This is a genomic window from Pseudomonas sp. ACN8 (genome assembly GCF_002303925.1).
In the GTDB taxonomy this organism is placed as follows: domain Bacteria; phylum Pseudomonadota; class Gammaproteobacteria; order Pseudomonadales; family Pseudomonadaceae; genus Aquipseudomonas.
Genome location: NZ_MRCS01000040.1, coordinates 12,363 through 27,014 on the forward strand (window position 1 = coordinate 12,363; position 14,652 = coordinate 27,014).

Annotated in this window: 12 protein-coding genes; 4 read left to right on the plus strand and 8 right to left on the minus strand. The window is 59.4% G+C overall.

The features are described from left to right. Positions 1 to 169 precede the first annotated feature (169 nt). From nirB to cobA, 4 genes are read left to right on the plus strand one after another with little or no spacing between them, the layout of a single operon-like run. Positions 170 to 2,623 (plus strand): nitrite reductase large subunit NirB, encoded by a 2,454-nt coding sequence (gene nirB / locus BSF44_RS21150; RefSeq protein WP_095945162.1) that lies wholly within the window; start codon positions 170 to 172, stop codon positions 2,621 to 2,623. Beyond that, positions 2,620 to 2,937 carry a nitrite reductase small subunit NirD gene (nirD, locus tag BSF44_RS21155; RefSeq protein WP_046042889.1) on the plus strand — a complete coding sequence of 106 codons (318 nt, stop codon included), beginning with the start codon at positions 2,620 to 2,622 and terminating at the stop codon, positions 2,935 to 2,937. Before nirB ends, nirD begins: the two co-directional genes overlap by 4 nt. Continuing rightward, complete coding sequence (locus tag BSF44_RS21160) at positions 2,937 to 5,654, plus strand: nitrate reductase (protein ID WP_095945163.1); 2,718 nt, start codon at positions 2,937 to 2,939, stop codon at positions 5,652 to 5,654. The genes nirD and BSF44_RS21160 overlap by 1 nt, the downstream gene beginning before the upstream one ends. A 10-nt stretch (positions 5,655 to 5,664) precedes the next feature. After that, positions 5,665 to 6,429 (plus strand): uroporphyrinogen-III C-methyltransferase, encoded by a 765-nt coding sequence (gene cobA, locus BSF44_RS21165; RefSeq protein WP_095945164.1) that lies wholly within the window; start codon positions 5,665 to 5,667, stop codon positions 6,427 to 6,429. Positions 6,430 to 6,502: 73 nt separating this feature from the next. On the opposite strand, the gene BSF44_RS21170 is transcribed toward cobA, so the two are convergent. The 8 genes from BSF44_RS21170 to ppsA form a co-directional block, all read right to left on the minus strand. Then, positions 6,503 to 7,534 carry an OmpA family protein gene (locus BSF44_RS21170; RefSeq protein WP_095945165.1) on the minus strand — a complete coding sequence of 344 codons (1,032 nt, stop codon included), beginning with the start codon at positions 7,532 to 7,534 and terminating at the stop codon, positions 6,503 to 6,505. Between the two features lie 107 nt (positions 7,535 to 7,641). Further along, entirely contained in the window at positions 7,642 to 8,232 is a 591-nt protein-coding gene (sigX, locus tag BSF44_RS21175) for an RNA polymerase sigma factor SigX (RefSeq protein WP_095945166.1), read from the minus strand. A 90-nt stretch (positions 8,233 to 8,322) separates the two neighbouring features. After that, the gene (locus BSF44_RS21180; protein ID WP_053157419.1) at positions 8,323 to 9,147 is read right to left on the minus strand and encodes a mechanosensitive ion channel domain-containing protein; all 825 of its coding nucleotides are present in this window, start codon (positions 9,145 to 9,147) and stop codon (positions 8,323 to 8,325) included. 2 nt (positions 9,148 to 9,149) lie between these two features. Continuing rightward, positions 9,150 to 9,398, minus strand: coding sequence for a hypothetical protein (locus tag BSF44_RS21185; RefSeq protein ID WP_008048593.1), 249 nt, complete (start codon positions 9,396 to 9,398; stop codon positions 9,150 to 9,152). A gap of 62 nt (positions 9,399 to 9,460) precedes the next feature. After that, a complete protein-coding gene (locus BSF44_RS21190; RefSeq protein WP_095945167.1) occupies positions 9,461 to 10,456 on the minus strand; it encodes a zinc transporter ZntB in 996 nt (331 codons plus the stop codon). A gap of 26 nt (positions 10,457 to 10,482) precedes the next feature. Then, entirely contained in the window at positions 10,483 to 10,971 is a 489-nt protein-coding gene (rraA, locus tag BSF44_RS21195; protein ID WP_172435379.1) for a ribonuclease E activity regulator RraA, read from the minus strand. A gap of 140 nt (positions 10,972 to 11,111) precedes the next feature. Next, positions 11,112 to 12,101, minus strand: coding sequence for an alpha/beta fold hydrolase (locus BSF44_RS21200; RefSeq protein ID WP_095945168.1), 990 nt, complete (start codon positions 12,099 to 12,101; stop codon positions 11,112 to 11,114). Between the two features lie 83 nt (positions 12,102 to 12,184). Beyond that, positions 12,185 to 14,560 carry a phosphoenolpyruvate synthase gene (gene ppsA, locus BSF44_RS21205; protein WP_095945169.1) on the minus strand — a complete coding sequence of 792 codons (2,376 nt, stop codon included), beginning with the start codon at positions 14,558 to 14,560 and terminating at the stop codon, positions 12,185 to 12,187. Positions 14,561 to 14,652: the final 92 nt, after the last annotated feature.

Sequence of the window (14,652 nt, forward strand, 5' to 3'; positions counted from 1 at the left end):
CATAAAGCCCGGCCTTCAACGTAGAAAGCTGCGCTGCCCGAGAGAACGGGACCAGGACAAAGGCGTCCTCGCTAGGCAACTAGCGGGACGCCTTTTTTTGTTTGCGCAAAATTTGTCGAGCATGGCCTGAACCCTGATGAGGCAGGCCTGAGCTCCCCCGGAGAACCTGATGAAAAAACTAAAACTGGTGATGATCGGCAACGGCATGGCCGGGGTTCGTACCCTGGAAGAACTGCTCAAGCTGAGTAATGAACTGTACGACATCACGGTCTTCGGCGCCGAACCGCACACCAACTACAACCGCATCCTGTTGTCGCCGGTGCTGGCGGGCGAACAGACCTTCGAAGAGATCGTGCTCAACGACCTGGACTGGTACCTGGAAAACAACATCAAGCTGCTGCTCAACCGCAAGGTGGTGGAGATCGACCGGGTCAAGCGCCGGGTCATTGCCGAAGACGGCAGCGAAGCCGAATACGATCGCCTGCTGATCGCCACCGGCTCGACGCCCTTCATCCTGCCCATTCCCGGCAACACCCTTGAGGGCGTGATCGGCTACCGCGACATCGCCGACACCCAGGCCATGATCGACACCGCGAAAACCCACCGGCACGCCGTGGTCATCGGTGGCGGCCTGCTCGGCCTGGAGGCCGCCAACGGCCTGATGCTGCGGGGCATGCACGTGACCGTGGTGCATATCGGCGAGTGGTTGCTGGAACGACAACTGGACAAGACCAGCGGCCAGCTGCTGCAAAGCGCGCTGGAATCTCGCGGCCTGCACTTTCGCCTGTGCGAGCAGACCCAGGCCTTGCATGACGCGGGCAACGGCCGGGTCGGTTCGGTGCAATTCAAGAACGGCGACATCATCCCCGCCGACCTGGTCGTGATGGCCGCTGGCATTCGTCCCAATACCGAACTGGCGGAGAAATCCGGCATTCCGTGCAGCCGCGGGATTCTGGTCAACGACACACTGCAAACCTACGACCCACGGATCTATGCCATCGGTGAGTGCGCCAGCCACCGCGGCATCGCCTATGGCTTGGTGGCGCCGCTGTTCGAACAGGCCAAAGTCTGCGCCAACCACCTCGCCCAACTGGGGTTTGCCACCTACAAGGGGTCTGTGACCTCAACCAAATTGAAGGTCACCGGCATCGACCTGTTCTCCGCGGGCGACTTCATGGGCGGTGAAGGCACCGAGACCATCACCCTCTCGGACCCGATTGGCGGGGTCTACAAGAAACTGGTGATCAAGGATGACGTGCTGGTCGGCGCCTGCCTGTACGGCGATACGGCAGATGGCGGCTGGTATTTCCGGCAGATCCGTGAGAATCACGCCATCGACGAGATCCGCGATCATCTGATGTTTGGCGAAAACGCTTTGGGCGACGTAGGACATCAGGGCCAGGACAAAGCCATGAGCATGGCCGAAACGGCCGAAGTCTGCGGCTGCAACGGCGTGTGCAAAGGCACCATCGTCAAGGCCATTCAGGAGCATGGTCTGTTCAGTGTCGACGACGTCAAGAAACACACCAAGGCTGCCAGCTCCTGCGGCTCCTGCGCCGGCCTCGTCGAACAGATCCTGATCAACACCGTGGGCGGCGCGGCGGACGTCAAACCGAAAAGCGAAAAGGCCATCTGCGGCTGCAGCGACCTCAATCACGGGCAAATCCGCCAGGCCATCCGCGAGCAGCACCTGCTGACCATCGCCGGCACCATGAGCTACCTGAACTGGCGCACCCCCAACGGCTGCGCCACCTGCCGGCCGGCGCTCAACTACTACCTGATTTCCACTTGGCCGGGCGAGGCCAAGGACGACCCGCAATCGCGCCTGATCAACGAACGCGCCCACGCCAACATTCAGAAAGACGGCACCTACTCTGTAGTCCCGCGGATGTGGGGCGGCGTGACCAATCCTTCAGAGCTGCGGCGCATTGCCGACGTCGCCGACAAGTACAACGTACCGATGGTCAAGGTCACCGGTGGCCAGCGCATCGACCTGCTGGGCATTCGCAAGCAAGACCTGCCGGGGGTGTGGAAAGACCTGGACATGCCGTCCGGCCACGCCTACGGCAAATCCATCCGCACGGTGAAAACCTGCGTCGGCAGCGAGTTCTGCCGCTTTGGCACGCAGAACTCCACACAACTTGGCATTGAACTGGAACATGACCTGTTCAACATGTGGTCGCCGCACAAGGTGAAGCTGGCTGTCTCCGGTTGCCCGCGCAACTGCTCGGAAGCCGGTATCAAGGATGTAGGAATTATCGGTGTGGACTCCGGCTGGGAGATGTACATCGGTGGCAACGGCGGGATCAAGACCGAAGTCGCGGAATTCTTCGTCAAACTGAAAACCGCCGAAGAAGTCCGCGAATACAACGGTGCATTCCTGCAGCTCTATCGCGAAGAAGCCTTCTACCTCGAACGCACCGTGCACTACCTGCAACGGGTCGGCATGGAACACATCAAGAAAGCCGTGCTGGAAGATCCGGAGCGGCGCAAGGCACTCAACGATCGCCTGCAATTCTCCCTGTCGTTCGAACAGGACCCGTGGAAGGAGCGCCTGGAGCAGCCGCAGCTGAAAAAAGAATTCGACGTCATCCCCGTGAAAAACCTGGAGGTGCTGGCATGAACTGGCTGGATATCTGCGCACTGGAAGAGATCAATGCCCTGGGCTCGCGGATCATCGCCGGACCAAAGGGAGACATCGCGATTTTTCGTACCAGCGACGACGAAGTGTTCGCCCTTGACGACCGCTGCCCGCACAAGGGCGGCCCGTTGTCCCAAGGTCTGGTGTACGGCAAGCGGGTGGCCTGCCCGTTGCACAACTGGCAAATCGACCTGGAAAGTGGCGAAGCCCTGGCCCCGGACATCGGCTGTGCCCATCACCATCTCGCCCGGGTGGAAAATGGCCGGGTGATGCTGGCCCTGCGGGATGCAGGCTGATGGACCGCCAGATCACTGCGTCCACCTGCTGTTACTGCGGGGTCGGCTGCGGGGTGCTGATCGAGCACGACGGTTCACGCATCCTCGGCGTCAGCGGCGATCCCGCGCACCCGGCCAATTTCGGCAAACTGTGCAGCAAGGGTTCGACCCTGCACCTGACCGGCGACTTGACGGCGCGGGCGTTGTACCCCGAACTGCGCCTCGGTAAAGGCCTGGCCCGCCACCGCACCGATTGGGATGCCGCCCTCGATCATGCCACCAGTGTATTCGCCGCGACCATTGCCGAGCATGGCCCGGACAGCGTGGCGTTCTACATTTCCGGGCAACTGTTGACCGAGGACTACTACGCCTTCAACAAGCTGGCACGTGCCCTGGTAGGCACCAACAACATCGACAGCAATTCGCGTCTGTGCATGTCCTCGGCGGTGGTCGGCTACAAGCGCAGCCTGGGTGCCGACGCCCCGCCCTGCAGCTACGAAGACCTGGAGCTGAGCGATTGCGTGATGATCGTCGGCAGCAACATGGCCTACGCCCACCCGGTGCTGTTTCGCCGGCTGGAAGCCGCCAAATCCCGCCGACCGCAGATGAAGGTCATCGTCATTGACCCTCGTCGTACAGATACCTGCGATCTGGCTGACCTGCACCTGGCGATCTTGCCTGGCACCGACGTCGCCTTGTTCCATGGGATTTTGCATCTGCTGCTGTGGGAAGACTGGATCGATCGTGACTTCATCCGCGACCACACCGAAGGCCTGGCTGAACTGAAAAACCTGGTGCGTGACTACACACCGCAAATGGTTTCGCAGCTCTGCGGTATCAGCCTCGAACAATTGCAGCAGTGTGCCGAGTGGATCGGCACATCACCGAGCTTTCTGTCGCTGTGGTGCATGGGGCTTAACCAGTCCACTGCCGGCAGCGCGAAAAACAGTGCATTGATCAATCTGCACCTGGCCACCGGGCAGATCGGTCGTCCCGGTGCCGGACCTTTCTCTCTCACCGGTCAGCCAAATGCCATGGGCGGACGGGAAACCGGCAGCCTGTCCAACCTGCTGCCCGGCCATCGTGACGCCGCCAATGCGCAACACCGCGAGCAAGTGGCATCCTACTGGGGCGTCGAGCAACTACCGGAAAATCCCGGGCTCACCGCGATCGAGCTGTTCGAGCAAGTGCGCAACGGCAAGATCAAGGCACTGTGGATCGCCTGTACCAACCCCGCGCAATCCATGCCGGACCAGACGGCCGTGCGCGCAGCCTTGCAAGGCTGCCCGTTCGTGGTGTTGCAGGAAGCCTTCAGCACCACTGAAACCGCGAAGTTCGCCGACCTTCTGCTGCCCGCCGCCAGTTGGGGGGAAAAGGAAGGTTGTGTGACCAACTCCGAGCGACGCATTTCCCACGTACGCCAGGCAATCGTCGCACCGGGTGAGGCGCGGCCGGACTGGGCAATCACCGTAGATTTCGCACAACGCCTGGAAAAGCACCTGCGTCCCGGCCAAACCAGCCTGTTTGAATTTGATAACCCCGCTCAGGTCTTTGACGAATACAAACAACTGACTCAAGGTCGCGATCTGGATCTGTCCGGTATCAGCCATGCACTGATCGATCGTCTCGGCCCGCAGCAGTGGCCCTTCCCTGCAGGTGCCGTTGAAGGCACGGCACGGCTGTACGTCGACGGGATATTTGCCACTGCCAATGGGCGCGCACAGTTCGTGGCCGATCCATACCGCGCCGCCAAAGAGCAACGCGATGCACGCTTCCCGCTGACCCTGATCACCGGCCGCCTGCGCGATCAATGGCACGGCATGAGCCGCACCGGCACCGCCGCGCAGCTATTTGGCCATGTCAGCGAAGCGGAGTTGAGCCTGCACCCGGACGAACTGCGCCGCCATCGCCTGCAGCCGGGGGATCTGGTCAGTCTGAAAAGCCGACGCGGCGCAATCGTCGTCGCAGTTGCCAGCGATGACAGCGTGCGCCCGGGCCAGGCCTTTTTGCCGATGCATTGGGGCGACCGTTTTCTCAAGGGCGGGGTGAACAGCCTCACCCTGCCCGCATTCGATCCTTTGTCGAAACAGCCCGAACTTAAACACAGCGGCGTTCGCCTGGATCCGGTGGATTTGCCCTGGAAACTGTTCGCACTGATCGAGGGCGATGTTCAACGGCACTTTGAGACGCTACGACCGCTCTGCGAGGCGTTTTCCTACGTCAGTCTCAGTCTGGTTGGTCGTGAGCGCCCTGCCCTGCTTGTACGGGCTGCCAATACTTCAGCGCCTTCGGTAGAGCTGCTAAGCGAAATCGATAAAAACCTGGCGCTCGATGACGGCCCGGTGCTGGCATACGACGACCCTCGACGGGCCATTGGCAAGCGCGTGCGAATCGAAAATGGCCGGATCACTGCCATTCGACTGGCCGGTGAAACCCTTGCCCAACACTGGTTGCAGGGGCTTTGGCTCGAAGGTCGCACGGACCAGCAATTGCGGCGCTGGTTGCTTGCGCCACTGAGCGCACCACCGGGCAATCTCGATGCGCCGGTCAATGCGAACAAGATCCTGTGCAATTGCAAGAACGTCGACCAGAACGCGATCCGCGCCGGTATCAGCCGAGGCCTGGACTTGCAGGGACTCAAGCAAGAACTGGGTTGCGGCACCCAATGCGGGTCCTGCGTTCCGGAAATCAAACGCCTGCTGGCTGCCACGGCGCGGCCAATCACCGTCATCTCGTGAGGAAAACACTATGAGTGCAAAAGTCTGGCTGGTAGGTGCGGGCCCTGGTGATCCGGAGTTACTCACGTTGAAAGCGGTACGCGCCTTGCGGGAAGCAGATGTGGTGCTGATCGATGATCTGGTCAATGTCGCGGTACTCGAGCATTGCCCTGGCGCGCGGATCATTCCGGTGGGCAAGCGCGGCGGCTGCCGCTCTACCCCGCAAGCGTTCATCCATCGCTTGATGCTTCGCTATGCCCGGCAGGGTAAATGCGTGGCGCGGCTCAAGGGCGGCGATCCGTGCATTTTCGGCCGAGGTGGAGAAGAGGCGCAGTGGTTGCGTGAGCGAGGGGTCGAAGCCGAGTTGGTCAACGGCATCACTGCCGGGCTGGCGGGGGCGACGCAATGCGATATTCCGCTGACTTTGCGCGGTGTCGCCCGCGGTGTCACGCTGGTCACCGCACACACCCAGGACGACAGCCAATTGAACTGGCAGGCACTGGCCCAAGGCGGAACGACGTTGGTGATTTACATGGGAGTGGCCAAGCTCGGTGAAATCCGTGAGCAGCTATTGGCCGGCGGCATGACGACGGATACGCCCGTGGCCATGATTGAAAATGCCTCCTTGCCCCATCAGCGGGAATGTCGGAGCACTCTCACAGACATGGATGAAGCGGCCTGCAGATTCCAGCTGAAAAGCCCCGCCATATTGGTGATCGGTGCAGTGGCAGCCTGTGCAACTCAATCCCTGGGGGAGCTTGATTTGCCTGTGATGGCGGCAGATCAGTCAGCTTAGTTTCACCTGTTTCACCAAATCGCAGACAAAGAAAAGCCCGGCCTGAGCCGGGCTTTTCAGAGCTGCGAGCTAATTACTTAGCTTGAGCTTCAACCTGCGCTTCTACGCGACGGTTAACAGCGCGACCAGCTTCAGTTTTGTTGTCGGCAACTGGGCGGGATTCGCCGTAGCCAACGGACTGAACGCGGGACGACTCAACACCGTACTGGTTGGTCAGAACTTGCTTAACGGCGTTTGCACGACGCTCGGACAGTTTCTGGTTGTAAGCGTCAGGACCGACGGAGTCAGTGTGACCTTCAACAGTAGTGGTGGTGGATGGGTACTGCTTCATGAAGTCAGCCAGGTTCTTGATGTCGCCGTAGCTGTTTGGCTTGACTGCTGCCTTGTCGAAGTCGAACTTCACGTCCAGCTCTACACGAACGACTTCAGCAACAGCTGGGCAGCCATCAGCATCAACAGTTACGTTGGCCGGGGTGTCCGGGCACTTGTCAACGTTGTCGCAAACGCCATCGTTGTCGCTGTCGGAGCAAACTTCTGGAGCTGGAACTGGAGCAGCAGCTGGCTTGCTGCCGCCGCCGAAGTTCACACCGAGACCGACGCTAGGAGCCCACTCGGTGTTGCCCTGGTCGATGTTGTACTGAGCTTCAACGCCTGCACGGGCGTAGAAGTTGTCGGTGAAGTACAGCTTGGCACCGCCGCCAACGTTGGCGAAGGTGGAACGGTTACGACCGTTCGAGCCGTTCTGGTCGATGCTCTGGTCGGAGAAACCGCCCGAGACGTAAGGACGCAGCATGTCGCCTGGGTTGTTGAAGTGGTACAGAGCGTCCAGAGCGGTGTTCGCGCCTTTAACGTTCTTGCCGTCGTTTGCACGGGCGTTGTGAACTTCGTCGTAGGCCAGACGCAGTTCAACGTCGTCAGTCAGGAAGTAACCGATCGAACCGCCCGGATTGATACCGTCGTTCTTGAAGTTACGGTCGCTATCGAAATATTGCTTCTTTGCGTAGCCTTCGATTTCAACTGCGCCTTGGCCTTGTGCCAGTGCGCCGAACGAAGTAGCGGCAATAAGAGTACCAATGGCCAAGCCCAAGGTGTTTTTCAGTTTCATCCGTTAAATCCCCATCTGGTGATTGTGAAGCAGTCCCGCAAACCGGGGGACAACTCGGCGGCAAGTCTAACAGAACTTGCCTACACGTAAGAGATATTTGCGCTGAACTAAGTTTCAGCAATGCCTGCAAATTTCTCACGCAATTTATCTAGAGCGCGTTTGTACCGCATTTTTGTTGCACTCAAACCCATATGCATGATGTCTGCGATCTCCTGAAACTCCAGCTCTGCGACAAATCGTAGCACCAGAATTTCCCGGTCAATCGGGTTCACATACACCAACCAGCGATCAAGTCCACCCTTTTCCTCAGGTTTCGGCGTCTTTTCTTCGGACGCTTCCTCGAGGGGGTCAAGACTCAATGCGTCCATCAAGCGACGCTTTCGCCGTTCCTTTCGATACTGTGTAATGCACTCGTTGTACGTGATGCTATATAGCCATGTCTTGAACTTCGATTTACCTTCGAAGTTCTTCAGGCCATACAGCACCTTCAACATGACCTCCTGACAGACATCGTCTGCGTCGCGATCGTTCCCGAGATATCGTGCACACACATTAAATAATGTTCGTTGGTAACGCCGCATCAGTTCTTCATAGGCGCGTGTTACGTGAAACAGCTCGGAATGCGAGCGCGCGACCAACTCCTCATCAGAGAGCTCGCGGGGGTCGTAGCGCATGGATAACGATTGGGCTTTATTCAAAACAAGTCGGGCCGACAGTCAGGTCAATGTCCGCCGCAGCCAGCGTGAGCAGGCATTTTGCGGCGGCATACATTAGCAGGGTTTGCCGGGTTAGCGGCTACTCACATGCTGCTCAAGGAGGATCCGATTGGAAAGAGAGACTAGCTCACCCTCATCGGTCAGCAATGTGGTTTTAACCGTGCCGATCTCTTCGATCTGGCCTTCGACCTCGCCAACACGCACTTGTTGCCCAACCTGGTACAGCTCACGCACGTAGATTCCCGCAAGAATCTGGCCGGCAATTTCCCGGCTTCCCAATCCCATGGCCAGCGCTACCGCCAGACCAACGGTTATCAACACAATCACAATCACATGGTTCAGCAGGTCAGTCTTGACCTCCAACTGGCTGATTGCAACCGAAATACTGATAATGATCACCAGTCCCTGGGCAATCCGTCCAAGCCCTGAAGCATAGTCCAGCCCCACGCCTTCTGCCGCTCCGCGCACCAGCCCGTTGGCCAGTTGCGCCAGCAAGACACCTACCAGCAACACCAGCGCCGCGCCGAAAACCTTCGGCAAATACAACGCTAGCATGTCCAGCGTAGCTGAAACTCGCTCAAGACCAAGGGATTCTGCGGCAGAAACCAGAAAAATCAGCAGAACGAACCAATAGACGATCTTGCCGATCAGGGTCGAAATAGGCACTTGCAACCCGGCGCGGGCCAGCAATTTGGTCAGGCCGGTGCCTCCCATCAAGCGGTCAAGGCCCAATTTGGCGAGCAATTTGGACAGCAGGGTGTCGAGCAGCTTGGCCACGACAAAACCCAACAGCAGCACGACCAGTGCGCCGAACAGGTTCGGAATGAAGTTCGCAACCTTGGTCCACAACGCAGTCATTGCAGTGACGAGGCTCTGAGTCCAGAGATCAAGTTCCATATTCAATCAGCCTTATCAGCAGTGCGAGCAGCAGGTTTACGAAGACGGGATACCGGCGCGACATGGGCCGATCCGTTATTCAGGGCGATCATCAGTGCGGGCAACCAGCGCCCCAGCAGGCTGAACAAATCACCGGCGCCAACCTGGCGGTTGGCGGTTTTCAGCACACGCCCCAGGCACGCATCGTCGTCCCGGGTGGACGGTGAGGCGTTGAGCATGTCGCGTAAAGACTGTTCAAACGGATCGTGCATACGCACCTCTCGTGATGTCTGTGGGAGACGCGGTCAGTTTTGCTCGGGTCACATGCTTTCCCTCAGACCCAGCGCAATCGTCGGAACAACCACCACTGCCCCAGCGCCACCGAGACCATCATCAGGCAGGCGATCAGAAAGCCGTAAGGGCTGGCAGAGAACGGAATTCCACCGACGTTGATCCCCAAAAGCCCGGTCAGAAAACTCATCGGCAAAAAGATCCCGGTGATGATCCCGAAGCGATACATCGTGCGATTCATGCGCACGCTCAAGCGGCGGTCTTCAGCCTCCAGGACCAGCCCCACCCGTTCCCGGGTCAATTCCAGCTCTTCAAGGTAGCGGGTCAGGCTGTTGTTCAATTCGTTCCAGTAATCGCCATCGTCCTCGACGAACCAGGGCAACTTGATCCGCGTCAATTGACCGAAAATGTCCCGCTGCGGAGCAAGAAAGCGCTTCAACGCAGCCGCCCGGCGTCGAATCTGCAAAACCGATCCGTGTTCAGGAGTATACCGTTCGTCGGCATCCAGTTTTTCTTCTTCCTCATCGACCACTTCCGAGAGACAGCTGACCAGATCCTGCACTTTGTTGGTGAGGTACTGCGCCATGCAAAGGATGAGTTCGGAGGCGGTTTTCGGCCCCTTGCCTTCGGACAGTTGCACCAGCAACTCGTCAGTGGCACGCAACGGACGCAAACGCAGGGAAATGACACGCTGGGCAGAGCCGAAGATCCGCACCGACACCATGTCTTCCGGCTCGGCACCGGGGTTCAGATTGACCCCGCGCAAAAATAGCAGCAGTTCGCTGTCGGAAAGCTGTAAAAGTCGCGGACGGGTGTTTTCTTCGAGTAACAGGTCACAGCTGAACTCGCTCAGACCACTGGATTTGCGTAACCAGGTCCGGGTTTGCGGATGACTGCGATCCCAGTGCAGCCACAGGCTTTCATGGGCCTGCAGCTGCAAGTCATCGAGCTCAGTCCGGGCAATCGAACGCGCGCCGCCTTTACCGTCCAGCACCAGGGCATGCACCAGCCCCCATTGCGCGTTTTCTTCCTCGAACATCCGCACTCCTTTGGTCGACCAGCGCTTTATTCAGGCATTTTCAGCGGGCTGGGCGAGATGATCACGCCGTTGTTGTCCGCATAGATGTAATGACCCGGGTGGAAGGTCACGCCGGCGAAGGTCACGGCAACGTTGAGATCGCCGATACCGCGCTTGTCGGTTTTCATTGGGTGGCTGGCCAGCGCCTGAACCCCCAGGTCGGTTTGCGCGATGACGTCGACGTCACGGATGCAACCGTAAATCACCAGGCCTTCCCAGCCATTCTTGGCCGCTTTCTCGGCGAGCATGTCACCCAGCAGTGCGCGGCGCAGGGAGCCTCCGCCATCGACTACCAGGACCTTGCCATCCCCCTTGAGCTCGACTTGCTCCTTGACCAGCGAGTTGTCTTCGAAGCACTTGATGGTCACGATTTCGCCGCCGAAGGAATCACGGCCGCCGAAATTGCTGAACATCGGTTCCAGCACCTGCACCAGTTCCGGATAGGCATCGCAAAGGTCAGGCGTGAGGTAATGGATCATCGAGAAACTCCTGTGAAGAGGAAGACAGCACGAACATCAGTGATGACTCAGCCACGCAAAGTGACCAGAACAGCTCAATGCGTCATATCTTAGCCGCAAGCCGACCAGAGCGAAATGCCCTTGTTAGAGCATCGGGCTCAGATTGCCGCGACCAAATCCTGTTGCGCGCCCGGCAAAGGTGTCTGCTGATCGGCCAGCCAGCGAGTCACCAAAGGCCAGACTTCAGCCTGGGCTGCCTTGCTGACGAGCATTTCCACGTGACCGAAATTGTCGCCGAAGCCCTGCTCGCGTCCCAGGTGGATGAATTGCTTGTGCTCGGAACCGAACTGCTCGAACAGTTTGCGACACGCCCAGGCCGGGTCCTGATGATCACCCGCGGCACTGACCGCCAATACGGGCAACTTGACCTCGGCCAGGCCTGCCCACCAGTCCTTGTCGGCATCACCGAAGCGCCCGAACAAGCCAAACCAGCGCATGCTTTCCAGAGCCAGGCCGATGGGCTCGTCCTCCGGGCCGCGCTTGAGCCTTGAGCCGGACAACTGGGCAAAACGCTTGAGAATGAAGCGACCGCTCCACTCCACCGGTGGAATCTTCAATGGCCAGTAAGTACGACTGACTTGCGTACCGAAAAACGCCGCCGAGGCCACGACCGGCTCACCGATGTACTCGCCACCCAATGCTGCGGCCAGTGTAGTACCGCCCAGCGAGTGACCGATCCAGTGCGGCACCTGCCCGCTCTGTTCGCGCACGAACGCGCCAATGGCCGGCAGGTCATAGCGTGCGTAGTCGGCGACACGGTTCTTGCGGTAGTCATGGTTACGCTGGGACAGGCCGTGACCGCGCATTTCCGGAATCCAGACGTCGAATCCCTGACGGGCCAGGTAAGCGCCCAACCCCAGGCCTTTGGGAGAAAACCAGAACCGGCGATTGGAAAAGCTGCCGTGCAGCAGGATCACCGGCACGCCACGGGAGGACGACTCATCGGCCATGCCAAGGCGTGTCACAGCCAGTTCGACGGTGAAGTCGGGGCTGTTACCGGGTTTCAAACGATACACATCTTCGCTCAGATCACCGCGCCGTTCGGCGCTGATCAGGGCGACAGGAAATAGGTTGCTGCTGCTTTGCATAATCTCTTGCACAAAAAAGGGCGGCATCCAGATGGAGCCCGCCCTGCTTGAATCTTAAAGGCACCGCCCCGTGTGGGAGCGGATCAGGCCGAAGCTTGACCTTCCGCCAGGAAGAACCAGGTTTCCAGTACGGAGTCCGGGTTCAACGAAACGCTTTCAATGCCCTGCTCCATCAGCCACTTGGCCAGGTCCGGGTGGTCCGAAGGACCCTGACCGCAGATGCCGATGTATTTGCCGGCCTTGTTGCACGCGGCAATGGCATTGGCCAGCAGCTTCTTCACCGCCGGATTACGCTCGTCGAACAGGTGGGCGATGATGCCGGAGTCACGGTCCAGGCCCAGGGTCAGTTGGGTCAGGTCGTTGGAGCCGATGGAGAAACCGTCGAAGAACTCGAGGAACTCTTCAGCCAGGATGGCGTTGGATGGCAGTTCGCACATCATGATCACGCGCAGGTCGTTCTGGCCACGAGCCAGACCGTTTTCCGCCAGCAGATCCACCACCTGGCTCGCTTCGCCCAGGGTACGGACGAACGGCACCATGATTTCGACGTTGGTCAGGCCCATCTCGTTGCGCACGCGCTTGAGAGCGCGGCATTCGAGTTCGAAGCAGTCACGGAACGATTCGCTGATGTAACGCGAGGCACCGCGGAAGCCCAGCATCGGGTTTTCTTCTTCCGGTTCGTACAGCTTGCCGCCGATCAGGTTGGCGTATTCGTTGGACTTGAAGTCCGACAGGCGCACGATGACCTTTTTCGGCCAGAACGCAGCCGCCAGGGTGCTGATGCCTTCAACCAGTTTCTCGACATAGAAGCCGACCGGGTCGTCGTAACCGGCGATGCGCTTGTCGACGCTTTCCTTGATGTCCAGCGGCAGACCGTCGTAGTTCAGCAGTGCCTTGGGGTGCACGCCGATCATGCGGTTGATGATGAACTCGAGGCGGGCCAGGCCCACACCGGCGTTCGGCAGCTGCGCGAAGTCGAAGGCACGGTCCGGGTTGCCGACGTTCATCATGATCTTGAACGGCAGCTCCGGCATGGCGTCCACGGAGTTCTTCTTGATATCGAAGCCCAGTTCGCCTTCGAAGATGAAACCGGTGTCGCCTTCAGCGCAGGAAACGGTCACGCCCTGGCCGTCTTTCAACAGCTGGGTGGCGTTGCCGCAACCTACTACCGCTGGAATACCCAGCTCGCGAGCGATGATCGCCGCGTGGCAAGTACGTCCGCCACGGTTGGTGACGATGGCGCTGGCGCGCTTCATGACCGGTTCCCAGTCCGGGTCGGTCATGTCGGAAACCAGTACGTCGCCTGGCTGGACCTTGTCCATCTCGGACACGTCCTTGATGATGCGGACCTTGCCGGCGCCGATGCGCTGACCGATGGCACGACCTTCCACTAGCACGGTACCGGTCTCTTTCAACAGGTAACGTTCCATGACGTTGGCCTGGGTGCGGCTCTTCACGGTTTCCGGACGGGCCTGCACGATGTACAGTTTGCCGTCGTCACCGTCCTTGGCCCACTCGATGTCCATCGGGCACTTGTAATGCTTCTCGATGATCATCGCCTGCTTGGCCAGCTCGCTGACTTCAGCGTCGGTCAGGCAGAAACGTGCGCGTTCAGCCTTGTCCACGTCGACGGTCTTGACCGAACGACCGGCCTTGGCCTCGTCGCCGTAGATCATCTTGATGGCCTTGCTGCCCAGGTTGCGGCGCAGGATGGCCGGACGACCGGCTGCCAGCGTGCCTTTGTGGACGTAGAACTCATCCGGGTTCACTGCGCCTTGTACGACGGTTTCGCCCAGGCCGTAGGCGCCGGTGATGAACACCACGTCACGGAAGCCCGATTCGGTATCGAGGGTGAACATCACGCCGGCGGTGCCGGTTTCGGAGCGGACCATGCGCTGCACACCAGCGGACAGGGCGACCAGCTTGTGGTCGAAGCCCTGGTGCACGCGATAGGAAATGGCACGGTCGTTGAACAGCGAGGCGAACACCTCTTTGGCGGCGCGAATGACGTTTTCGACACCACGGATGTTCAGGAAGGTTTCCTGCTGGCCGGCAAAGGATGCGTCCGGCAAGTCTTCGGCGGTGGCCGAAGAACGCACGGCCACGGCCATGTCAGGGTTGCCGGCGGACAGCGTGGCGAACGCGGTACGGATTTCGGCATTCAGTTTTTCAGGGAACTCGGCTTCCATGATCCATTGGCGGATCTGGGCACCGGTCTTGGCCAGGGCATTCACGTCATCGACGTCCAGGGCATCGAGCGCATCGTGAATCTGCTGATTCAGGCCGCTCAGTTCCAGGAAGTCACGATAAGCCTGAGCGGTCGTGGCGAAGCCGCCGGGCACCGATACACCGGCACCTGCAAGGTTGCTGATCATCTCGCCCAGGGATGCGTTCTTGCCCCCCACATGCTCTACATCATGGACGCCGAGCTTATCGAGGGAAACTACGTACTCTACCAAGGTGATCTCTCCACTAACTGTGTTGGAAAAGCTCAGAAACCGGCTGCTTGAATGTGCATTTGCCGGCTATATGGCCTGGACCTGGAAAATAA